The 23,606-nt window shown below is 39.8% G+C and carries 26 protein-coding genes and 1 riboswitch; of the genes, 25 read left to right on the top strand and 1 reads right to left on the bottom strand.

The genetic code is table 11. The features are described 5' to 3' along the window. Positions 1-94 precede the first annotated feature (94 nt). The 22 genes from O3602_RS02205 to O3602_RS02100 all read left to right on the top strand — a co-directional run bounded on the left by O3602_RS02205 (position 95) and on the right by O3602_RS02100 (position 17,438). Positions 95-295 (top strand): helix-turn-helix domain-containing protein, encoded by a 201-nt coding sequence (locus tag O3602_RS02205; RefSeq protein WP_340279948.1) that lies wholly within the window; start codon positions 95-97, stop codon positions 293-295. Between the two features lie 176 nt (positions 296-471). Beyond that, positions 472-723, top strand: a complete 252-nt coding sequence (locus tag O3602_RS02200) for a hypothetical protein (protein ID WP_371611064.1) — start codon at positions 472-474, stop codon at positions 721-723. An 11-nt stretch (positions 724-734) separates the two neighbouring features. Beyond that, positions 735-905 carry a hypothetical protein gene (locus O3602_RS02195; RefSeq protein WP_247926491.1) on the top strand — a complete coding sequence of 57 codons (171 nt, stop codon included), beginning with the start codon at positions 735-737 and terminating at the stop codon, positions 903-905. After that, positions 905-1,177: a hypothetical protein gene (locus O3602_RS02190; RefSeq protein WP_371611063.1), complete on the top strand. Its 273-nt coding sequence runs from the start codon at positions 905-907 to the stop codon at positions 1,175-1,177. The genes O3602_RS02195 and O3602_RS02190 overlap by 1 nt, the downstream gene beginning before the upstream one ends. A 112-nt stretch (positions 1,178-1,289) precedes the next feature. Continuing rightward, entirely contained in the window at positions 1,290-1,562 is a 273-nt protein-coding gene (locus O3602_RS02185; RefSeq protein ID WP_003013252.1) for a hypothetical protein, read from the top strand. Further along, positions 1,559-2,071 (top strand): hypothetical protein, encoded by a 513-nt coding sequence (locus O3602_RS02180; RefSeq protein WP_340279940.1) that lies wholly within the window; start codon positions 1,559-1,561, stop codon positions 2,069-2,071. Before O3602_RS02185 ends, O3602_RS02180 begins: the two co-directional genes overlap by 4 nt. Further along, the gene (locus O3602_RS02175) at positions 2,068-3,531 is read left to right on the top strand and encodes a VapE domain-containing protein (RefSeq protein WP_371611062.1); all 1,464 of its coding nucleotides are present in this window, start codon (positions 2,068-2,070) and stop codon (positions 3,529-3,531) included. The genes O3602_RS02180 and O3602_RS02175 overlap by 4 nt, the downstream gene beginning before the upstream one ends. A 354-nt stretch (positions 3,532-3,885) precedes the next feature. After that, positions 3,886-4,047, top strand: coding sequence for a DUF2292 domain-containing protein (locus O3602_RS02170; protein ID WP_003013161.1), 162 nt, complete (start codon positions 3,886-3,888; stop codon positions 4,045-4,047). 103 nt (positions 4,048-4,150) lie between these two features. Next, the gene (locus O3602_RS02165; RefSeq protein ID WP_371611061.1) at positions 4,151-4,759 is read left to right on the top strand and encodes a hypothetical protein; all 609 of its coding nucleotides are present in this window, start codon (positions 4,151-4,153) and stop codon (positions 4,757-4,759) included. A gap of 47 nt (positions 4,760-4,806) precedes the next feature. Continuing rightward, positions 4,807-5,187 carry a replication protein gene (locus O3602_RS02160; RefSeq protein WP_371611060.1) on the top strand — a complete coding sequence of 127 codons (381 nt, stop codon included), beginning with the start codon at positions 4,807-4,809 and terminating at the stop codon, positions 5,185-5,187. A 2-nt stretch (positions 5,188-5,189) separates the two neighbouring features. After that, entirely contained in the window at positions 5,190-5,582 is a 393-nt protein-coding gene (locus tag O3602_RS02155) for a hypothetical protein (protein ID WP_371611059.1), read from the top strand. Between the two features lie 37 nt (positions 5,583-5,619). Continuing rightward, entirely contained in the window at positions 5,620-5,976 is a 357-nt protein-coding gene (locus O3602_RS02150) for a hypothetical protein (protein ID WP_371611058.1), read from the top strand. A 352-nt stretch (positions 5,977-6,328) separates the two neighbouring features. Then, entirely contained in the window at positions 6,329-7,456 is a 1,128-nt protein-coding gene (locus tag O3602_RS02145; protein ID WP_371611057.1) for an AI-2E family transporter, read from the top strand. A 126-nt stretch (positions 7,457-7,582) separates the two neighbouring features. After that, a complete protein-coding gene (locus O3602_RS02140) occupies positions 7,583-9,064 on the top strand; it encodes a M protein trans-acting positive regulator PRD domain-containing protein (RefSeq protein WP_003005647.1) in 1,482 nt (493 codons plus the stop codon). A 115-nt stretch (positions 9,065-9,179) separates the two neighbouring features. Beyond that, a complete protein-coding gene (locus O3602_RS02135; RefSeq protein WP_371611056.1) occupies positions 9,180-10,529 on the top strand; it encodes a hemolysin family protein in 1,350 nt (449 codons plus the stop codon). 406 nt (positions 10,530-10,935) lie between these two features. Next, the gene (locus O3602_RS02130; protein WP_151190831.1) at positions 10,936-11,913 is read left to right on the top strand and encodes an ABC transporter substrate-binding protein; all 978 of its coding nucleotides are present in this window, start codon (positions 10,936-10,938) and stop codon (positions 11,911-11,913) included. A 10-nt stretch (positions 11,914-11,923) separates the two neighbouring features. After that, entirely contained in the window at positions 11,924-12,817 is an 894-nt protein-coding gene (locus O3602_RS02125) for an ABC transporter permease (RefSeq protein ID WP_003005682.1), read from the top strand. A 9-nt stretch (positions 12,818-12,826) separates the two neighbouring features. Continuing rightward, entirely contained in the window at positions 12,827-13,630 is an 804-nt protein-coding gene (locus O3602_RS02120) for an ABC transporter ATP-binding protein (RefSeq protein ID WP_003005034.1), read from the top strand. A 744-nt stretch (positions 13,631-14,374) separates the two neighbouring features. Then, positions 14,375-15,169 carry a pyruvate formate-lyase-activating protein gene (gene pflA, locus O3602_RS02115; RefSeq protein WP_003005017.1) on the top strand — a complete coding sequence of 265 codons (795 nt, stop codon included), beginning with the start codon at positions 14,375-14,377 and terminating at the stop codon, positions 15,167-15,169. A 124-nt stretch (positions 15,170-15,293) separates the two neighbouring features. Next, positions 15,294-16,229, top strand: coding sequence for a manganese-dependent inorganic pyrophosphatase (locus O3602_RS02110; protein ID WP_048689738.1), 936 nt, complete (start codon positions 15,294-15,296; stop codon positions 16,227-16,229). A 62-nt stretch (positions 16,230-16,291) separates the two neighbouring features. Continuing rightward, positions 16,292-16,804: a YiiX/YebB-like N1pC/P60 family cysteine hydrolase gene (locus tag O3602_RS02105; RefSeq protein ID WP_371611055.1), complete on the top strand. Its 513-nt coding sequence runs from the start codon at positions 16,292-16,294 to the stop codon at positions 16,802-16,804. Next, positions 16,788-17,438 (top strand): DUF1803 domain-containing protein, encoded by a 651-nt coding sequence (locus tag O3602_RS02100; RefSeq protein WP_371611054.1) that lies wholly within the window; start codon positions 16,788-16,790, stop codon positions 17,436-17,438. Before O3602_RS02105 ends, O3602_RS02100 begins: the two co-directional genes overlap by 17 nt. A 314-nt stretch (positions 17,439-17,752) precedes the next feature. Here O3602_RS02100 and O3602_RS02095 read toward each other — a convergent pair whose 3' ends face one another. After that, positions 17,753-19,198 (bottom strand): UDP-N-acetylmuramoyl-L-alanyl-D-glutamate--L-lysine ligase, encoded by a 1,446-nt coding sequence (locus O3602_RS02095; protein ID WP_371611053.1) that lies wholly within the window; start codon positions 19,196-19,198, stop codon positions 17,753-17,755. 87 nt (positions 19,199-19,285) lie between these two features. Between O3602_RS02095 and O3602_RS02090 the strand changes: the two genes are divergently transcribed. From O3602_RS02090 to O3602_RS02080, 3 genes are all read left to right on the top strand, one after another. Beyond that, the gene (locus tag O3602_RS02090; RefSeq protein ID WP_371611052.1) at positions 19,286-20,914 is read left to right on the top strand and encodes an oligosaccharide flippase family protein; all 1,629 of its coding nucleotides are present in this window, start codon (positions 19,286-19,288) and stop codon (positions 20,912-20,914) included. A gap of 139 nt (positions 20,915-21,053) precedes the next feature. Continuing rightward, entirely contained in the window at positions 21,054-22,151 is a 1,098-nt protein-coding gene (locus O3602_RS02085; RefSeq protein ID WP_371611051.1) for a cystathionine gamma-synthase, read from the top strand. 1 nt (position 22,152) lies between these two features. Continuing rightward, positions 22,153-23,316, top strand: a complete 1,164-nt coding sequence (locus tag O3602_RS02080) for a MalY/PatB family protein (protein ID WP_371611050.1) — start codon at positions 22,153-22,155, stop codon at positions 23,314-23,316. 35 nt (positions 23,317-23,351) lie between these two features. Beyond that, positions 23,352-23,509: riboswitch (M-box (ykoK) riboswitch) on the top strand. Positions 23,510-23,606 lie beyond the last annotated feature (97 nt).

The raw sequence follows: 23,606 nt of genomic DNA, 5'->3' as shown, positions 1-23,606 counted from the left end.
GATATATAATACCATAGAAAGGTAGCCGAATTGGATACCTTGGAGGCTGTGATTTTAAAATTGTAGACGAAGGTTTTAGAAAGGAGGATAGGACATGAAGAAACTAAAAGGTTACCGAGTTATGTTAGGTTTGACTCAGAAAAAAATGGCTGATAGGCTAGATATTTCTTTACAATCTTACAATAACAAAGAATTGGGAAAAACTCCTTTTAACGATAAAGAACGTTTATTAATTAAATCTATGGTTACCAAAATCAAACCAGATATTACAATTGATGAACTTTTTTATAGTTGAAAAACAGACAACAAAAAAAAGGCTCACAGTCGCCAAACTATCAAGCCTTTTTCAATGATGAACTAAAACACAACACAATGCAGGCAAGCCGTGTTATAGGTTTTAGCAATATTATTTACTTAAATTATACCATATCTTGGTATAGAGCGCAAAAAGTTGTACAGGAGGTACATAAAATGGAAACAGAAAAAACAGAATTAGAACTAACAGAATTAGAATTAGAGGAATTTTTAGAAGAAGTGGAAAAGGTTCAGGCACAATTAAGGTTTAACAAAATTGTACAAGAGATGAAAGAGAATGATCCTAATCTTTATCAGATCCTATTTGATTTTCTACATAAGAAATTCTCTCTTGATGAATTGAACGAATTTCTTTCATTGGAGGGTGAAGCACGGCGGGCATATATAGACAGCTACCAAGCTAGATGAGGGGATCTAAAATGATTAGTGATTTATTAGGCGTTGGTATTTTCTTTCTATCATTCGTGAGTATATTCTTCCTTGCTGAGTGTTTCCATGAGTGGGCTGTAGCTTACAAGAAAAGAGGATATATCAGCAAAAGACAGCTAAAACGTATGAAGAAATGGCTTGAGATCATGGAGGCTAGATAATGGCATACCAGCAAGAGGAACGGGAAACAGTTGTAAGATATGATGAACAGGATAATGCCTGGTACATTGAAACAAACGTAAGACGGCATATTTCAAAGTTTTTGAAAATGGCAAAGGCGTTTGAAGAATTGAATGAGGAAAAGGAGGCTGGGCGAGTTGTCTCTATTCGTGCCAAACTTTCAGATCTTGACAACTTTTCAGTAAGTCCATTTGTCAGAAACAAACGCAAAGGACAAACCAATAATTTAATTCAATCACAGAATCGATTTTAAGGCTTGAAACTAGCCCTTTAATCGGTGAAATTCAACTTGAAATATAACAGGGGTATGATTATACCTCCCAAACGTGCAACCGCAGGAAAAACGATTTTAGAAAGGAAAATGAATGTTTAGTTTAAGTAAAGAAAGTGAACAAGAACTAAGTCAAGGAGTTTTGACTTTGATTGATACGTTTTTAAAGTCACAAGATAAAGTTTTTCAAAAATCTTTGGGGCTTATGACAGCAAAACAATTGAAAGATGAGTTAGATATAAAGGATAATACACTAAAACGGTGGGAAGAAAACGGCTTGAAACGCTATCAACCACCCCTAGAAGATACACGGAAAGCCTATTATAAAGTAAGTGATATCTTGATCTTTTTGGGAGCTGATAAATGAGAATAATAGAAGTTACTGTTCACTCTGACAAGTTGACGGCATTGGATTTTCTCAAGGACAATCCAACTTTGGTACTGCAAAATGGAAACTATTTTAAATTTGTTTATTTTGAACCAATTGGAGCAGGATTGACAGACTTTCGCACTAAAGGGATAACGATAAGACTTTGTGATAATCAACAGAAAAATTCTCATTGGAAAGTTGCGAGAAAGATCTATCCAAAATTTATGAAGCCTGAACCATTGGCAGTATTGCAGAAGTTAGAGGCTGGTAAGTTGAGTGAAGCAAGAGAGAATCAAGCAATAGAATTAAATGGCTGGTTATTCGATATTATCACGAATGGAATCTATACCAAAGAGGATACAGCGCTTTTTATTCGGTTACTATTCCTGCATGGTTATAGCTTCGAGCAGGTTACACAGCTATTCTCTTCAATTGTGAAGCGTGTGGCACTTGCAAAGTGCTTTCTAGATGAAATGAAAATAATTTATAAGGGGGTGAGTATTTGAACAATGGCAACAATAAAGCACAACAATATACAAATGCTGGATACAGTCAAGCACTAACTCAAGAGTTCACTGATCTTACAGCGATTAGAGAAACAGAACAGAATAGTTTAAACCTTGACCAAAAAGCAAAGGGTGACGGCTACGCTCCTACTCTAAACAATCTCAGAAAAATTCTTGAGCGTGATACTCGGTTAGCTGGTAAGCTAAAATACAATGAGTTTACAAATGAAATCGATATTTCAAATTCTATTAATTTGAACGGTGCTACTCGTTTAGACGGGGTTGCTGATGACTCTCTAATAAAAGAAATTCGCTTGTATATTGCCCAAAAGTATAAGATCGATTTTAAAAAGTCCGATATCGCTGATGTAATGGAGGTTGTAGCTAGATCGAACCAATACAACCCATTGAGATCATTCTTACTTGAATGTGAACAAGAGTACTCCCATTTAGCAGATCAGAAAGATCCATTTGATATCCTACGATATTATTTAAACGTGAAAGATAATCAATACAATCGAATTATCTTTGATCTGTTCTTTCGTGGAGCAGTTGCCAAAGTATTTGATCCAAGTATAAAGTTTGACTTTGTATTAGATTTAACAGGCGAGCAGGGAGTAGGAAAGACACAGTTTTTTGAGCAGTTATTTACAGATCAATACTTTACAACCGTGGATACACTCACAGAAAAAGACGATAAAGCCCGAATGGTGCGGAATTGGTGCGTTTTTGATGATGAGATGATCGCAACTAGAAAAGCGAGTTTCCAAGTTTTAAAAAGGTTTGTGACTGATAGAAAAATTGAATTTCGCCCACCTTACGCAAGTTCAGATAGACGATTGATGAAAAACTTTGTATTTGTACGGGCTACTAATCAACCTGATTATCTGAATGATTTGACAGGGGAACGTAGGTTTTTAGTTGCTGAGGTATTCAAAGATAACTCTTACCGAGGTAGAATGTGGTCTGAAAAGGATCGCAGGGCATTCTGGGGGGCTATGGTGACAGCATGGAGAGCAAACAAAACATTAACCTTGTCAGACAGTCAAGAACACCTTATAAACACCGTAAGAGAGCGCTATAAGGTTATAGATGATGAACTAGAGGCACTTGAAAGGTATCTATCAACTCCTTACCCTGAAAGAATGTACTTTGCTCCAATCAATGACGGTCTGAGAAGAACTTATATCTATGAGATGATCAACAATGGAGCTTACTTAAATGGTAACGGGGAAGAAGTCAAAATAGATACAGCAAAATATGGCGAGTTAGTACCCCGTGAAAAAATGACAGTCTCATTATTTTTTAAAGAGGTTTTTCTAATCGATAAGCCCACACCTCAACAAAATGCAAAGATACGGCTTGCAATGCGTGGTAAACGTACATGGGAGTACAAGAGAAATATCAAGATTGGAAGAACTCCGACATCTGGTTTTCAAAAAGTAGGAGAATCGGAATGAGAGTAGGAAAACTCATTAAAATATTCCTACCCCCCTAACCCATTGAGAGAGTAAGGCTTTACAAGGTTTCTGAAATATATGGTAGGAATCATTTTAAAAAGTTCCTACCACTTTAAACCCTTGAGGCTCTAGGGATAAAAGGTAATCGGTAGGAAAATAATAATATTTTTAATAATAATATTTATTAATGAATTAAATAGGTATTATTGTTTATATAATATTTTTATTGCTGAAATTCTTCCTACTTTCCTACCAAGTGCCAAAAACGTTGATATAATGGGCTGGAATTGGTAGGACACTGTTCCTACCGTAATCCTACCACTCAAATAGATCCTACCAATGGAGAAAACAAAAATGCATGAAAAAATTTTGATCGAAAAAATGGAAGATGGCTACCTATTTTATTTAAAAAATGGTATAATAGAAAATGTAAAGGTTCCCGTATATGGGAAACTGACACTAGTCTATCAACATGGTAAAGTGTGCTATGTCGAAAAGACTGAAACAATAAAATAGTATCTATCGGAACAACCGAGGGTGTAACATTTCGTGAAGATTGCATAGGCTTCATGAGGGTTCATTCTCGGTTTTTTGATTAGGTACAGAAAGAGGTAAAAAAATGACTTACACAACTATTAAGAGCGAACTCAAAGCATTTGCAAACAAGAAAGTAGACTATATGCGCTCCTACATTGAGTTACAAGAGAAACTAAAAAAAGAGGTTGCTGAGGGCATGAAAGGGAGCAAACAAGCACAAATCGAACTAGCTGACCTCAAGAGCGAGGGAGAAACGTACTCACAGAAAACCTATGATAAGATCATGTCTGATATCGAGCAAGAGCGCACCAAACAACTTGAAGAACTCAAATCAGAAAAGAATAGTGTGACTGCTGATGATGTGGCTGAATTAATGCTACTTGAAAGCACAAAGGATATTTCCTGGGAAGAGTTTGAAGAATACCTAGAGAAATACAAGAACAAACCACTAGCAATTAAAAAGCTGGGAGAGATCGCCCAATCTCATACAGATTTATCATTCTTTGACTATGAGAAATACAATATTAAAGATCGTACCGAAAAATTAGCGGAGTACTTAAAAAACCAAGCTAAAACCTATCACAGCGAATTTTTAATCAATGGTGATAATATGTTACTTGTCACAGCGGAATTGAGTTTAGAACTTAATGAAACGGCTATAGGACGTTTCTTTGAAGAGAATGGGCTTTAAAATTGTCTGAAATTGCCTCAGAATGTCCGATAGAGAGGGGGGTAGGCATGGAAGAATTAACGTTAAAAGAAGAAAAGTTCCTGACGGCTTTAATGCTTGCCCCAAATATGGGCAAGGCTTGCGAAAAAGTGGGGATCTCTAGACGCACGGCACAGCGTTACATGGCAAAAACCACGGTAAGAAGTGCATACCGCAAGATGAGAAACCAAGCAATGGAGCAGGCAACAAGCAGGCTGAATAGTGTAGCTGTGGAGGCTGTGGAAGTCTTAACAGCTATCATGAATGATACTAAAATCAGCCCATACGCACGGCAACAATCAGCGAGGACTATTCTTGAGTTTGCCTATAAAGCATACGAAAATGAAGCAATTATAGAAAAGCTGGAAGAATTGGAAACAGTTATCAGTATAGACAATAAGGATATTTAGAGTTGAATAAAAGAGAGCTTTTAAAGAAAATTGATGAGCTAAAACAGATACACAAGATGAAAACGGGTGGATTTGTCTTGATAACTGAATCAGATAAAGGGATTGAGTATATCAATGTAAACGGCAAGGACTATCTAGACCATGAAGCATTGGCGGTATTAAGAACATTTTCAGATGATAGTATTATCATATTCGATAATATAGATGATAGCTGGGAACGTAGAACTATTTCAGATGATTTTAAAGAAATGATATTCTTTCCAACTGTGGAAGATAGAATGGATTATATTCGTGTAAATAAGGGGATCAACCCCCTTTATCATGATGAATCTGATCCATACCATACAATATCAAGAAAAGAATGGCTTGACTCTTACAAAAATACAAGCCCCTGAACCCTATTTGTAAATGTATTTGAAAAGGAGGCAAAACATGGATATAGGGCAGGAAGAAAAAAGGAGCAAGAAAGAGCTTGCTAGAAATGTACTGTGTCAATATCGCTCTTTATGTAGAATAGCTGGGGTTGATTATCTAACAGGCGATTTACTTGATAGTTGCACAGATCGACAAAATCAGCGCCAAAACATGGCTTTAACCGAGGTAAATCGAATTAGAAAAGCTATTGAGGGTATTTCATCAGCAACTGGTAAACGTATCCTAGAAATGAGCTTTATTGAGCAAAAAAAGGTGTCTGCTTATGAACAAATGGATATACTTTCTATTTCAAGCAGTAACTATCACAGGCGCAAGGCAAGAGCTTTACTTGAGTTTATAGAGCAATGGCAATAATATAAACCCTGTTTTACATGAAAAAGCGGTCAAGATATGTTATAATCTAATTAGGTGGTAGGTTTTCGTGTACCCATTGGTACTCGGACGCCTACCATTTTTGAAGATAAAAAAGCACCGTGTGAGGGTGCTAGATCTTGCCTGCTGAACTCGTAAATTGATAGATACCCCAAGGGGTATTTTTTTGTTCAGTAATTTGTGGAATTTGGGGAGTGATATAATGATGTTAAATGAACCATTAAAAGCTGAAAAATGTTATTAAATCAAGGCTACAGACTGTTAATATACTCTAATAAATGCTGTTTGAAATTCTATCATAAAATATGGTAGAATAGAAAACAGGAGGTAAGGAATGTTTCGAAATAGTAAATTGTTATTCTGGACATGTGAGATCTTATTATTGACGGTGATTTTCTATATTTGGAAATCAATGGGGACTTTAATTTCTCCATTTGTATCTGTTCTGAATACCATCCTCTTACCATTTTTAATTGCAGGTTTTTTATATTACATTACCAATCCGATTGTTGAATTGTTGGAAAAACACTTAAAAATCAAGCGTGTGTTTGGGATTTTGATCACCTTAGTACTGTTATTTGGGCTCATTGGCTTAGGGATCTTTTATCTGCTTCCTATCTTAATCAATCAGTTAACCAGCTTGATCAATTCGACTCAAGGACTTTACTGGGAAGTTCAGAGTTTGGTTCGAAAACTCTCAACCAATCCTTTGTTCCAGAATGTGAATATCCAATCGACGATTCAGCAGTTGAATCTTTCTTATATGGATATCCTTCAAAATCTCTTGAATAGTGTGACTAACAGTTTAGGCAGTGTGGTTAACACCATTGTCAATACGGTCTTTATCTTGATCATGACACCGATCTTCTTGGTTTATTTCTTGATTGATGGGAAGAAGTTATTGCCGATGTTGGAGCGGACCATTTTACGCAATGACAAACTCCACATCTCAAGCCTCTTGGTTAGTTTGAATGAAACCGTCTCGCGCTATATTAGTGGGATTTCGATCGATGCCTTGATCATTGGGACCCTAGCCTACATTGGCTATAGTTTTATTGGATTGAAGTACGCTTTGGTCTTTGCCATTTTTTCTGGATTGGCCAATCTCATTCCATATGTAGGACCAACCATTGGTTTGATTCCGATGATCATCACCTATGCCTTCACAGATGTGGATATGATGATCAAAGCAGTCATTTACATGTTGATTATCCAGCAGATCGATGGGAATATTCTTTATCCGCGTATCGTTGGAGGCGTGATGAAGGTTCACCCGATTACCATTATGGTTCTCTTATTGCTCTCAAGTAATATCTATGGAATTATCGGGATGGTTGTCGCGATTCCAGTCTATTCGATTGGAAAAGAAATTGTAAAATTCTTGGTGAATCTTTATGATAACCACAGTGTTGCTAAGGAACAGAAGAAAAAAGAAGAATTTGGAATCATTAATAAATCCTAGACTCTAGTGCCTATAAGGGCCTTGGAGTCTTTTTTGTATATTTTTTGAAAAATAGTCAACAAGCTCAATAAAATATGTTAAAATATAAGAGATTTTGAATTAAAATATGAAATTAGGTAGGAAAAGATGAGACTGCTCTTATCCAAAAAACAGAGACGCCAATTGCAATTATTAGAAATCTTGATTAAGGAAAAAAGATGGTTCCACTTGAAAGAGTTGGCCAAGCGTTTGGATTGTACGGAACGTTCGTTAAAAGAAGATTTGTCTAATCTTCGTAGCACTTTTGATGACTTTATAATTGAATCATCTACCAATGGAATCAAACTTAGTTATGAGGATTCGGTTGGGCTTGAGGTAATTTACCATCACTTTTTTAAAGAATCACAAGCATTCGCATTGATTGAATATCTCTTTTTCCACAAGGATGTTTCCAATGAATATATTTGCAGGAAGTTTGATCTGAGTCACCAATCTTTCTACCGCTTGATTCGGACGATTAATCAGAAGCTTCAAACCAAATACAATATAAAGATTGATTTGAAACCCTTGAACCTTGTCGGAGATGAGATTGACGTTCGTTTCTTTTATGCCCAATATTTTGCAGAGCGTTATTACTATATGGAATGGCCTTTCCCAGAATTTAAGGAAGAGGCTGTGACCGACTTGATCACCTTCTTCTTCAAACTCTATGGCTATCCATTGACTTTCTCTGTCCTCAGGTCTTATAAAGTTCTTTTGACAGTCTACTTATCACGTATTAAGCAGGGCTATTTTATTGACATGCCAACGAACTATGATGTGTATAAGGACCAGTATCAAGGGGTGACCAATGTCGAGGAGATGTTGCGCTACTTTAGCTTGCAGCTGGGTGTCGAGTTGAATGGAAAAGTGCTGGAGCAGTTCTTCATTATCTTTATTCAAGAGAATTTCTATTTCAGCCCTGAAAGCCTGATTGAAGCTGCAGCAACAGACTCTTATGCAAAAAAATCGACAACTCTCATTAAAGACATGTTCAGGGAGCTATGTTATACCTATGATTTAGATATTGAAAATCTAGATGAGATGTTGATGCATGTCCATAATACGTCACATCTCGGTCGGAAAGAATTATTCTCCGAGTTCCTCTTATTTGATATCAAGACCAATACCAACGAAGATTTCAAGAGCATCTTCCCAGCCTTTTATGATGATTTGAGAAACTATTTAATCATCTATATGAAGACCATGAAGCATGATTTGAATGAGGAGATCCTCAAGCACATGATATATACGGTTTACACTCACTGGGAGCGTCTCTTACCGCAGTTATTGCGACGTCGGAAATCCATTAAGGTCTTAATTATTAGTCGTTTTGATGATCACCATGCCAAATCCATGATCGATTTTCTTAATTTTTACTGTACGGATAACTTTGAATTTACGCAGATGATCAAGTATAATCTAACAGTGGATGATATCGAGAATTCGGACGCAGATGTTGTGGTAGCTAACTTTATGATACCGAAATTAAAGAGAAAAACCTTTATCTGTACAAGTAGTCTCTCATTACTTGGGCTAGTCGAAAAACTCAACGCCTTCTTTTATGATTTTACTAGTGCAGAACACTAAAATCAGGACCTGTTCCTGATTTTTTGATGGGAAAAAAAGAAATTGATATATAAGAATGCAGGCTCTCATATTTTGTGGTATAATATACAATATTATATACTGGAGGAAATTATCCATGGAAGACCCTGGCAGTCAGGAAATTTTACTGGAATTTATTTTATTGATTGTTTTGACATTGTTGAATGCCTTTTTCTCGGCAACTGAAATGTCAATGGTATCGTTGAATCGCTCTCGTGTTGAGCAAAAAGCTGAAGAAGGAGATAAAAAATACATTCGTCTTCTTAGCGTATTGGAACAACCCAACCATTTCTTATCTACCATTCAGGTGGGGATCACCTTGATTACTATTTTATCTGGGGCGAGTCTTGCAGATAGCCTTGGTCATGTCATTGCTAGATGGATGGGCAACACTAAAACAGCTCTTGCAGCTGGAAGCTTTTTATCTCTAGCATTTTTGACTTATATTTCGATCGTGTTTGGCGAACTCTATCCGAAACGAATTGCTATGAACTTAAAAGATGAATTAGCGGTTCGAACAGCTCCGATTGTCATTCTATTAGGAAAAATTGTCAGTCCCTTTGTTTGGTTGCTTTCAGCGTCGACCAATCTTTTGAGCCGTATCACGCCAATGGAATTCGATGATCCGGATGAAAAGATGACGCGGGATGAAATCGAGTATATGCTGACCAATAGTGAAGCAACACTAGATGCGGACGAGATTGAGATGCTTCAAGGGATCTTTTCATTAGATGAAATGGTAGCGCGTGAAGTCATGGTGCCACGGACAGATGCCTTCATGGTTGATATCAATGATGATACCAAAGAAATTATTGAAAGTATCCTTAAGCAAAACTTTTCACGGATTCCTGTCTATGATGATGACAAGGACAATGTCATCGGCCTCATCCATACCAAACGTCTCTTGAATGAAGGATTTATCAATGGCTTTGATAATATTGTCTTAAGAAAGATTTTACAAGAACCTTTGTTTGTTCCAGAAACCATTTTTGTGGATGATCTTTTGAAGGAATTGCGCAATACACAAAATCAAATGGCCATTCTGCTTGATGAATATGGTGGAATGTCTGGACTGGTCACTCTTGAAGACCTCTTGGAAGAAATCGTCGGTGAAATTGACGATGAGACTGACAAAGCGGAAATTGATGTCTTTGAAATTGCAGACAATACTTATTTTGTACAAGGAGCCATGTCTCTAAATGACTTTAACGAATATTTTGATGTTGAGTTGGAAAGTGATGATGTGGATACCATTGCAGGGTATTACCTGACAGAGGTTGGGCGAATTCCGACCTTGAAAGAGCGACTCAGCTGTGAAGTCGATAGTCAAAAGAAACACCTCATTTTGACAAATGACAAAGTAAAAAATGGTCGTGTGACCAAGGTGAAAGTTGAAATTTCTGAAATCGTCGAAGAAGATGAAGAAACCAAATCAAAAGAAGATTAGAAAACAGAGGCCTGGACGTGTTCCAGCCTCTGTTTTTTCTTGTCAGGGCTAGTTGAATTTTCAAAAAATTTTAAAAATTTCTGAAATAGTCTTGACAGCCAAAAAAAATTAAGGTAAGATAATACCCATAAATAAAGAAAGCAGAAAATAAACATGAAGCAACAAGCCATTTCTAGTCAAAAATTTTACTTTAGCTACTTTAGATAGTGTTTGTAGACATGATCTCATGGATGCAAACAACCCAAGCAATTTGTTTGTATCTATGTGGCTAAGATTTTTGATGATGGTCCATAGAGCTAGTATCTAAATGGACCGAGGTTTTGTAACTTGTTGGATAATTTCAAGCATCCGTTTAGAGAATGATCTAAGCGGATTTTTTGTTTATTTGCAGAAAAGGAGTCAAAAAATGAAAGTAGTGAAGAAATTACTAGCACCTGTCCTAGTTGTAGGACTTCTGTTAACATCATTGGTGACCTTACACCATCTGAAGGATGCTAAAAAAGACAATGTCTTTCGAATTGGGATTTCCCAGTACATCACCCATAAGTCACTCGACGCGACACGAAAAGGCTTTATCGATGAGTTGAAGAAAGAGGGCTATGTGGATGGGAAAAATATCCAGATTGATTTCCAAAATGCTCAAGGGGAGCAACGAAATCTGAAAAACATTTCCAAACAATTGGCGGAAGAAAGTGATCTAGTCTTTGCGATTGCAACACCTTCAGCTCAAAGTTTGGCCAATACGACGAAAACAACGCCGGTTGTCTTCTCAGCTGTGACCGACCCATTGGCAGCGAAATTGGTGAAAAACTTGAAAGAGCCTGGTGGCAATATCACAGGGACAAGTGACCAGTCAGACGATGCGATCTCTACACAGGTGGATATGATTAAGCAAGTACTTCCAACGGCGAAAACAGTTGGGATCCTCTATACGCAAAGTGAGCCTAACTCAGTTGTCCAAAAAGACAATGCGAAGAAGATCCTTGAAGCTAAAGGCTATCAAGTGGTTGAAAAAACCATCCTCGATAGTAACAATGTGAAAGCTGCAGCAGACAGTATCATGTCAGAAGCAGATATCGTCTTTGTTCCGACAGACAATATTATCTCTTCTACAATGGACACTGTAAAACAGGTCTCCATCAGTCATAAGGTGCCCGTTTTTGGTGGATCTGCTGAAATGGTAGCTACTGGTGGCTTGTACAACTTTGGTACTGATTATGAGGAATTGGGAAGACAAGCTGCTCGGATGGCCATTCGCATCATGAAGGGTGAGAAACCCGGCAAAGTCGCAGTTGAAACACCTGAAAAATTAGAATTGCATACCAATAAAGAGATGGCTAAAGAGCTTGGAATTGATATTAGCTCGTTGAAGGTAGAAAAATAGGAGGTTTGAGATGAATTTCGTTTTATCAAGTTTATCAGAAGGTTTATTGTGGTCGATCATGGCGATCGGTGTTTACTTAACATTTCGAATTTTAGATATTGCCGACATGACGGCAGAAGGAGCCTTTCCACTTGGTGCAGCAGTTGTAGCCTCCCAAATTCAAGCAGGAAGAAACCCTTGGCTTGCAACCTTGTTGGGCTTCCTGGCAGGGATGATAGCAGGATTGGTTTCTGGGATTCTCCATACAAAAATGAAAATTCCAGCCCTTTTGACAGGGATTGTCACTTTGACCGGTCTCTACTCTATCAATATTAAAATCATGGGGGGAGTACCCAACCTCTCTATTGGCGATGCCAGTACCATTTTCAAAAGTGTCATGAAATTGGGCTTGTCCAATGAAGAAGCTGTCTTTTTGATTAGTATTTCTTGCTTGATCATCGTCTGTATCTTATTGACCCTCTTAATGAAGACGCAACTTGGCTTGGTTTTGCGCTCGACTGGTGATAACATTCCAATGAGTGAGGCCAATGGGGTCAATGTAGATAACATGAAGATGTTGGGCTACATGATTTCCAATGGTTTGATTGCCCTTTGTGGAGCCATGTTTGCACAAAATGATGGTTTCTCAGATGTGACTTCTGGTACAGGGACGATCGTAGTTGGTTTGAGTGCTGTGATTATCGCTGAAGTTTTGATCCACGAATTGACCATTGGTTGGCGCTTGCTTTCCATCGGGGTTGGAGCCATTGTTTACCGTTTGATTATCTTAAATATTTACGAGATCCCAAATCTCGATCAAAATATGGTTCGTCTCTTCAATGCGATCTTGCTCGCGATTGTCTTGTTCGCTCCTGAGGCGCAAAAACGTCTTCGTGTTCGTGGATTGAAGTTAGGAAATAAGTAGGAGAAAAGTATGGCAACATTATTATCAATTGAAGGTATTCATAAGACATTTGAAGCAGGAACAGTCAATGAAAACCATGTCTTAAAAGGCTTGGATCTCCAAGTAGAAGAAGGGGACTTCATTTCGGTCATCGGTGGAAATGGAGCTGGGAAATCAACCTTGATGAACATCTTGGCAGGAAATCTGGTCGTAGATGAAGGAGATATCTTGCTAGAAGGTAACTCCATCAAAAATACGAGTGTTCGTAAGCGTGCGAAAGATATTGCGCGTGTCTTCCAAGATCCCAAGATGGGGACAGCTTCTCGTTTGACCATTGAAGAAAATATGGCCATTGCCCAACGTCGGGGGAAATCTCGTGGTTTGAGCTGGGGAGTTCGAGAGAAAGATCGCGAATTATTCCGTGAAGCCTTGAAGGAACTGAATATCGGTTTAGAAAACCGTCTCAAGGTGGATACCCAATATTTGTCTGGTGGGCAACGTCAAGCCTTGACCTTGGTCATGGCAGCCTTGGTCAAACCGAAACTCTTGCTTCTGGATGAACATACCGCAGCGCTCGATCCTAAGACTAGTGAAATGGTCATGGAATTGACACAAAAGATCGTGGAAAGCCATGATTTGACAACCTTGATGATTACGCATGATATGAACCATGCGATTGAATACGGCAACCGCTTGATCATGCTCTACCAAGGCAAGATCGTTGTCGACGTCAAAGGAGAAGAAAAGAAAAACCTAACGGTTGAAGATTTAATGCGCCTCTTCCAACAAAACAGTGGTGAAACCCTGGTTAGTGATGAATTGGTATTAGGATAAAATAAAAGGAGTTTTCACTAAACTCCCTTTGTTTCGGTAATTCCGTCTCCATAAGCTATTAAAATGTTCAGGGAGACCTAATTGACCAAGACATCCTGGACCCACAAAGAAATATCAATGTCATGTGCATTCGAAATAGACTTCCAATTAGAAAATTTTTTCCCATAATTAAAAGTGATCGACTTAAAGAGGTGTCTAGGAACTTTAGACAACCATTGATCAGTGGAGGCCTCAAAATCATTTGCTTTCCGTCCATTGGTTTTCAGTGTGATGATGGCATTTGAAAAGCATTCTAGTAAGAAATGACTAGACTTTTGTCTTTTTCTCCTGCAATTGTAACCCCTTCTAGATGACCGAATTCTTTCTAAAAATCGGGATAAATATCTGCTTTCTCACGTAACTCTCTATGAAAAGCTTGTTTTACACGCGTTTCTTTCTGCCTATTTGGCCTTCGTTTTCTTCTCCAAGGAAGGTCCATCTTGTCGAAAACACTAATATCAGCTAAACGATAGAGTGTTCTCATGGAGCAAGAAATCTTATCTGGATAAGCCCCTTAATGACATCAAGGCCGTAAATTTTTTTCCATAATACAGGACAGATAGTCCCATATTGGAAACTGTACTAGGACAATGAAAACTACTGAAAAAAACAGATTCTTTTCAAAAAGAAGCTTAAACTCTTTAAAATAGATGGAATCGTGTTATAATAAAATCATAAAACGTTTTCAAGAGAAGAGGTTCCTCAATGGAAAATGAAACAGTTGACTATGGAAAAGTAACAGGAATGGTACACTCAACAGAAAGTTTTGGGGCAGTAGACGGGCCTGGGATCCGCTTTATTGTCTTCCTTCAAGGCTGTCAAATGCGGTGCCAATACTGCCACAATCCAGATACTTGGGCAATGGAAACCAACAAGTCCCGTGAACGGACAGTGGATGATGTCCTAGAAGAAGCCCTCCGTTATCGTGGATTTTGGGGCGAAAAAGGGGGAATCACTGTCAGTGGTGGAGAAGCCCTCTTGCAGATTGACTTCTTGATTGCCCTCTTCACCAAGGCTCAAGAGTTGGGCATTCATTGTACCTTGGATACCTGTGCCCTTCCTTTCCGGAATACACCTCGTTATTTGGAAAAATTCGACCGCTTGATGGCGGTGACAGACTTGGTGCTTCTTGATATCAAGGAAATCAATGATGAACGACACAAAATTGTGACCAGCCATACCAATAAAACGATTCTAGCTTGTGCCAAATACCTATCTGATATTGGAAAACCAGTCTGGATTCGTCACGTTTTGGTACCTGGGCTTACAGACCGAGATGACGACTTGATCGAGCTTGGAAAATTTGTTAAAACCCTTAAAAATGTTGATAAATTTGAGATCCTTCCATACCATACTATGGGGGAATTCAAATGGCGTGAATTGGGAATTCCGTACAAATTGGAGGGTGTGAAACCACCGACAAAAGAACGGGTCCAAAATGCAAAAGATTTGATGGAAACAGAAAGTTACCAAGATTACCTGAAACGGGTCAAAGGATAAAAAGTATAGACAGTTGGGCCTTCCAGCTGTCTTTTCTATTGAAATGCACAACTATTCCCTTTCTTTAAATGGCAAAACGTGCTAAAATAGAGTGAATCTATAAATGAAATAAAGAGGTAGAAACATGTCAAAAATTCTCGTTTTTGGTCACCAAAATCCGGACTCAGATGCTATCGGTTCATCTGTAGCCTTTGCTTATCTTGCAAAAGAAGCTTATGGTTTGGATACAGAAGCAGTGGCTCTTGGAACTCCAAATGAAGAAACTGCTTTCGTATTGGACTATTTTGGTGTGGAAGCACCACGCGTCATCACATCAGCTAAAGCAGAAGGTGCAGAGCAAGTCATCTTGACGGACCACAATGAATTCCAACAATCTGTTTCAGATATCGCTGAAGTAGAAGTTTATGGTGTGGTGGATCACCACCGTGTAGCTAACTTTGAAACTGCTAGCCCACTTTACATGCGTTTGGAGCCAGTTGGATCAGCATCTTCTATCGTTTACCGCATGTTCAAAGAACACGGTGTAGCTGTTCCAAAAGAAATCGCAGGTTTGATGCTTTCAGGTTTGATTTCAGATACTCTTCTTTTGAAATCTCCAACAACTCACCCATCTGATAAGGTGATTGCCCCTGAATTGGCTGAATTGGCTGGTGTGAACTTGGAAGAATACGGTCTTGCCATGCTCAAGGCTGGTACCAACTTAGCAAGCAAATCAGCAGAAGAGTTGATTGACATTGATGCTAAGACTTTTGAATTGAACGGAAACAACGTTCGTGTGGCTCAAGTGAACACAGTTGATATCGCTGAAGTTTTGGAACGCCAAGCTGAAATCGAAGCAGCCATCCAAGCTGCCAATGCAGCTAACGGCTACTCTGACTTCGTTTTGATGATTACTGACATCGTCAACTCAAACTCAGAAATTTTGGCTCTTGGTGCTAATATGGATAAGGTAGAAGCAGCTTTTAACTTCAAACTTGAAAACAATCATGCTTTCCTTCCAGGTGCCGTTTCACGTAAGAAACAAGTGGTTCCTCAATTGACTGAAAGCTTTAATGCATAATGATAGGTGGGGAACCCATCGTTAAAAAGGAGTTTCGACTCCTTTTTTGCTAGGAGGAGACCATGTTAGAATCTGGCGATTTGATTTTTGTGAGAGAAAATACGGAAATGGGCCAGGCCATCCAGGCTTCGACAGGTAACTACAGTCACGTGGCTGTCTTTTTGGACGGACAGGTCTATCATGCTACAGTGGAAGGTGGCGTCCTTGCCCAGGCCTCTGAGGACTTCTTTGAAGCTGGAAAAGTCTATGACCTTTATCGCTATACGGCGATTGATCACGAAGAAGTCAAAAAGCGAGCAGAGAGCCTTTTAGGAGCTCCCTACAATGCGTCCTTTTATCCAGATGGAAAAGGTTTCTATTGTTCCCAGTTCATCGCTGAACTACTCCCTGTTTTTGAGACCATTCCCATGAAGTTTGGAGATGAGGAAGAGGAGATTAGTCCGTTCTGGCTGGATTACTACAAGGAGCTTGGCTTAGCCGTTCCTCTAGATCAGCCCGGAACCAACCCGAGTCAGTTAGCTCAGTCTCCCCATCTACAGTTTAAAGAAAGGTATATGGATGATTCAGATCATTAATCCCACACGTTTGACACGTCAGCCATTTTTCAAGGACTTGATCAACTATCTGGACCAGCAGGATGATGTGATCCTGCGGCAAATCAAGGCCAAATTTTCAGATCAGCCAGTAGACAAGCTGATGGAGGAGTATATCAAAGCGGGCTTCATCCTTCGAGAAAATAAACGCTACACCCTCAACCTGCCTTTCTTGGAGTCAGCTGATCTTGTTGACTTGGATCAGGAGGTCTTTGTCCGAGAGGATAGTGAATTTTATCAGAAACTAAAAAACAAAGTTTTCCAAACGGAACTCCGCAACACGACTAATGCAGCGATTTTGATAGAGGAGACGGACTTCGAACGAAATGCTCAGACTCTTTCCAATTACTTTTACAAGGTGGCTCACCAATACCCTTTGACAGGGGAGCAAGAGAAGCTCTATGCTATTTTGGGCGATGTCAATCCCGAGTATGCTCTCAAGTATATGACCAGCTTTTTGCTCAAGTTCCTCAAAAAAGAAGAAGTCCAGCAAAAGCGCAGAGACATCTTTGTTGATAGCTTAGAAGTCTTAGGCTATATCCGCAAAAATGATGAAGGCAAATATGAATTAGCAGTGGACTTGGACAAGGAAAGACTGATGTTTATCAAACAATAGAAAGAGGCTAGGAAAACTTCCTAGCCTCGGATTGAAGACAAAGTCATCTTAAAAACTTTCCTTAAGTGAGTACGGACGTCAGCGAACTTCTTTGAAGTTCCATGACTAATTATTGAGCCTAAGGTCTCAATAATTCCGAGTGCCTGAAACGTTATTGTTTCAGACACTTTTCTCACAGCGGAAAGTTTCGGTATTTTCTTAAATCGATTTAAAAAATAGAACTCATTTTTTTGTAGTATTGTTTAACTTTTTTACTTTAAAATAAGTTATCTACATTTTAAGGCTAGGAATTTTCCTAGCCTTCTTTCGTTTGATTATAGGTAACGTTCAGCGATGGCGGCATCACCTGGATATTCTTCTTTTACGCCATTGACGATTTGGTAGCAGTCAGCTCCTTTTCCGGCGATAATGACGGCATCTTCAGGCTTGCTGGTTGTTGCCATAGCCAGCTGAATAGCTTCTTCGCGATCTGCGATTTTCTCAACAGGGCGCGTGATGAAGCTGCTAATCTCTTCAGCGATAGCCAAGGGATCTTCATAGTTGGGATCATCCGCTGTGAGGAAGACTTGGATTTCAGGATGGTCTTCTAAGAGTAAGCCAAAGTCTTTGCGACGGCTCTCTCCTTTATTCCCAGTTGATCCAAGGACCAGTGAAATGGTCCCCGTTTGATGGGTTTCGACAACTGAGAGCAGTTTTTTCAAGCTATCTCCATTATGGGCGTAGTCGATGAAAACCTTGGCTCCATTTTTCTGAGTCAAGACTTCCATTCGGCCAGGAACGCGCGTCTTAGCAATCCCTTTTTGGATATCCTCGAGGCTCGCACCTAGACGAAGACAGGCAAGACCTGCTGCTACAGCGTTTTCTTGGTTGAAGTGACCAATCAGTTGGATATCATAGTTTCCAGCTAATTTACCAGTGGCTGAGAAGCTGAAGGCCTTAGAGTTTTCAATTTGATTCTCAGACTGGCTTCCATAAAAATCGTGGTCTTGGTTCGCGACTTGGTCCGCTAAAACTTGGAAATGATCCATATCACTATTGATGACAACGGCTTGGCTGTTCTTCATGAGGAGACGTTTGTGGTAGAAATAATCCTCAAAAGTTGGGTGTTCAATCGGTCCAATATGGTCAGGACTGATGTTGAGAAAAACACCAACGTCAAAGGTCAGACCGTAAACCCGTTTCACTAGATAAGCTTGACTGGAAACTTCCATAATGAGGTGGGTCCGATCATTGGCTACTGCCTCAGCCATCATGGCAAAAAGATCCAAGCTCTCTGGCGTTGTCAGGGTCGATTTAAAGAAGTTTTTACCATCCAGTGTTGTATTCATGGTAGACAGCATAGCTGGTCGGTGACTTTGTTCCAAAATATGGTAAGCAAAGTAGGCCGCTGTTGTCTTCCCCTTAGTCCCTGTGAAGGCCAATAGTTTTAATTGTTTCTCAGGGTGCCCATAAAACTCCATGGCAATTAAGCTCATGGCCTGTTTGATATCATTGACGAGAATGGCAGGAATACCAACTTCATAATCTTTTTCAGAGACATAAAAGCCGAGTCCATTAGAAATAGCCTGTTCCAGGTATTCTTTTTTGAAGTTGGCCCCTTTGACAAAAAAGAGGGTACTAGCAGAAACCTTACGGCTATCATAGCTAATAGCATCAAAACTTGTTCCTTCTAGATGGTAGTAGTATTCACCATTTACTAGAACTTCTCGGAAATTTTGGTCATGTTTTAAAATGTTGAGGGTTTGTTCAATTGTAATCATAAAACTATTGTAAACCTAAAGTCCCTATTTTACAAGTGTCATGGAAAAGTTTATAATGAAGAGAAGAAGAAACGAAAGAGGACACCAATGAGTCACGAACAAAATGACCAGCAAGCCCAGATGCTTCGCGGGACTGCCTGGATGACAGCCAGCAACTTTATCAGCCGTTTGCTAGGAGCCGCTTATATTATTCCTTGGTATATTTGGATGGGAAAATATGGGCCACAAGCCAATGGTCTTTTTACAATGGGCTACAATATCTATGCTTGGTTTCTCTTGATTTCGACAGCCGGAGTACCCGTAGCCGTTGCCAAGCAAGTAGCCAAATACAATACCCGAGACCAAGCCGATCATAGTTTTGCTTTGATTCGGGGCTTCTTGAAATTTATGGGAATTCTAGGCCTTGGATTTGCCATTCTCATGTATCTTTTGTCTCCTGTCTTTGCGAGTCTTTCAGGTGGGGGAAAAGAGTTGATTCCGATCATGCAGAGCCTTTCTTGGGCTGTCTTGATCTTTCCTTCGATGAGTGTCATTCGGGGATTTTTCCAAGGTTTTAACAACATGAAGCCTTACGCCATTAGCCAGATCGCTGAACAAGTGATCCGGGTCATCTGGATGTTGCTCACGACCTTCTTCATTATGAAGATTGGCTCAGGAGACTATGTGCAGGCTGTGACGCAGTCGACCTTTGCGGCCTTTATCGGTATGGGAGCGAGCCTTCTGGTGCTCTTTTATTACCTTGCAAAGACAGGCTTGCTCTCTTCTATTTTTAGAAAGCAAGAGGGAAGTGAAGGGATTGACACTCGGGCTCTCTTGATCGATACGATTCGTGAGGCCATTCCTTTTATTATCACTGGTTCCGCCATTCAGCTCTTCCAAATTGTTGACCAGATGACCTTTATCAATGTCATGTCTTGGTTCACAGATTATAGTCAAAAGCAGCTCTTGGTCATGTTTAGTTATTTCTCTGCTAATCCAAACAAAATCACCATGATCTTGATTGCGGTAGCGACTTCGATTGGGGGAGTTGGGATTCCTCTGTTGACAGAGAATTATGTGAAGGGGGACCTAAAAGCAGCTGGGAAGCTCGTACAGGATAACTTGACCATGTTGCTAGCTTTCTTGCTTCCAGCCACCTTTGGTGCAGTAGCAGTCGCAAAACCACTTTATACGGTTTTCTATGGGCAACCAGATGGCTTGGCCTTAGGACTCTTCATCGTAGCGATGTTGCAGACCGTAATTCTCGGTCTTTACACGGTCTTATCGCCAATGATTCAAGCCCTCTTTCAAAATCGCAAGGCCATTCGCTACTTCCTTTATGGTGTAGTGGTGAAATTGGTCCTACAAATTCCATTTATTTTGGTCTTTCGTTCTTATGGGCCGCTTTTGTCAACGACTATTGCCTTAATGGTCCCAATCGTTCTCATGTATCGGGAGATCCAAACCATTACTCAGTTTAATCGAACCATCATCTTCAAGCGGACCTTACTTGGTTCTATCCTGACTGTGGTGATGCTACTTGGAGTCTTGATCGCCGGCTTGATTTTGGGCTGGATTTTCCCACCAAATGGCCGTGTATCGAGCATGATTTATATCATCGTCATTGGCGGATTAGGAGTTGTTATCTATGGAGCCTTAGGATTATGGCTACGGTATTTTGACCGCTTTATCGGAGGTCAAGCTGCACGTCTCAGACATAAATTTCGGATTAAATAAATCAGAGGTTGGGTAAAAAGTGCCCAGCCTTTTCTTATAGTTTGAAACTATAGCTAGGTCTTGAAAATGGGAAAACCGCTCTCCTCATAATAGTGATAAAATAGTAATCAGTTAGATTGAATGTTTATCGGAGGGCAATATGAGTAAAAAACGCAATATCAATACTATTTTGGCACAGGCAGGAATCAAGTCGGATAAAACAACGGGAGCTTTGACGACTCCTTTGCATTTCTCTACGACTTACCAACACCCAGAATTTGGTCAGTCTACAGGTTTTGACTATACCCGTACGAAAAATCCAACACGCGCAACAGCTGAGAAGACTTTGGCAGCTATCGAAAGTGCAGACTATGCTTTGGCGACAAGCTCTGGAATGTCAGCCATTGTGCTTGCTTTTAGCATTTTCCCAGTTGGTTCAAAAGTCTTGGCCGTTCGTGACCTTTATGGAGGTTCTTTCCGCTGGTTTAACCAACAAGAGCAAGAGGGTCGTTTCTCTTTCACCTATGCCAATACAGAAGAAGAATTGATCCACCATCTAGATAATGATCTGGTGGATGTCCTCTATATTGAAACACCAACCAATCCATTGATGTTGGAATTTGATATTGCTCATTTAGCCAAATTGGCCCATGCAAAAGGTGCCAAAGTCGTGGTGGACAATACCTTCTATAGCCCTATCTATCAACTCCCAATTGAAGAGGGTGCTGATATTGTTCTTCATTCAGCAACCAAGTACTTAGCTGGTCACAACGATGTCTTGGCTGGTGTTGTCGTGACAAATGATGCAGACTTGTATGACAAACTCTTTTACAATTTGAACACGACAGGTGCTGTTCTTTCCCCATTTGACAGCTATCTCTTGATCCGTGGTCTCAAGACACTCTCTATCCGGATGGAGCGCTCCACTGAGAATGCCCGCAAGGTAGTTGAGTTTTTGAAAATCTCCCCTCAGGTCAAAGAAGTCCTTTACACTGGAAAAGGTGGAATGGTCTCCTTTAAAATTCAAGATGAGAAAAAAATTCCTAACTTGTTGAATTCCCTTCAAGTATTTACCTTTGCAGAAAGTCTTGGCGGAGTTGAAAGCTTGATCACTTATCCTACCACTCAGACCCATGCGGACATTCCTGCAGAAGTTCGCCATTCATACGGTTTGACAGATGATCTTCTTCGTTTGTCCATCGGAATCGAAGATGCAGATGATTTGATTGAAGATTTGAAACAAGCATTGGAGGCTTAAGATGACCAAATATGATTTCACGACTTTACCGAATCGCTTGACCCACCATACCTACAAGTGGAAAGAAACTGAGACAGATCCAGAAATCATCCCGGCTTGGATCGCGGACATGGATTTTAATGTCATTCCAGAAGTACGAGAAGCTGTTATCGGGTATGCAGACCAAATGGTCTATGGCTACACCTATGCATCGGATAGCCTCTACCAGTCTATCCTTGATTGGGAAAAAGAAGAACATGGCTATTCCTTTGACAAGGAAGCTGTCGTCTATATCGAAGGCGTTGTTCCGGCTATTTCAACAGCTATTCAAGCCTTTACTAAGGAAGGGGATGCTGTCTTAATCAATACGCCGGTCTATCCTCCATTTGCCAGAAGTGTCAAGCTCAATCGTCGAAAATTGATCGAAAATTCATTAGTTGAAAAGGACGGTCTTTTCCAAATTGATTTTGATCAGCTCGAAAAAGACATTGTGGAGCAAGAGGTTAAACTCTATGTTTTGTGTAACCCGCACAATCCTGGAGGCCGTGTATGGGATCGTGAAGTCTTGGAAAAAATCGGCCACCTCTGTCAAAAACATGGTGTCCTTCTCGTTTCAGATGAGATCCACCAAGATTTGGCCTTGTTTGGCCACCATCATACCAGCTTTAACACGGTTGATCCAAGCTTTAAAGATTTCAGCTTGATCTTAACCAGTGCAACCAAGACTTTCAATATTGCAGGAACAAAAAATTCCTATGTGGTCATTGAAAATCCAAAGCTTCGTACGGCTTTTAAACAACGGCAATTGGCCAATAACCAACATGAAATCTCAGGCTTGGGCTATATTGCAACAGAAGCAGCATATCGCCATGGTAAACCTTGGTTGACAGAGCTCAAGCAAGTCTTTGAAAAACACATCGACTATGTGGTAGATGAATTGCATGAAAAGACACAAATCCGTGTCATGAAGCCCCAAGGAACCTATCTTCTTTGGTTGGACTTTTCAGCCTATCCTTATACCGATGATGAGCTGCATGCTAAAATTCATGACCAAGCCAAATTGATTTTGAACCGTGGAACAGATTTTGGAAAAGAAGGAAACTTGCATGCCCGCCTCAATGTGGCAGCTCCCTTCACCCTCATTGAAGAAATTACCAAACGTTTAGTTGATACTTTTCACAAATAAGTGTTGACTTTCTGTAAGTGAAGGAGTACAATAAACTCGAAATACGGTAGGTGAGGCTACCACAAGGATACGGATGACTACCGCAAAGCAGTGGAGACACTACTCGTTGGTCAACAGTCCTGATCGCAAAGGTCAAGACTAAGCTCATTTCATTGCCTTGCGGAGCTAAAGCTTGGACGGTCAGTTTTTTGAGAGTTTTGCTTGAAAAATAAATGACGAGTTTCATGAGTCCTACCGATCGAAGGTAGGACTCTTTTTTATGCCTTACCAAGAAAAGAGAAAGGAGAGAG

The sequence above is a fragment of the Streptococcus sp. 27098_8_186 genome (assembly GCF_041432055.1).
GTDB classification, from domain to species: domain Bacteria; phylum Bacillota; class Bacilli; order Lactobacillales; family Streptococcaceae; genus Streptococcus; species Streptococcus dentalis.
Note: the sequence above shows the minus strand (reverse complement) of the source record. Positions and strands in the feature narration are given on the sequence as shown.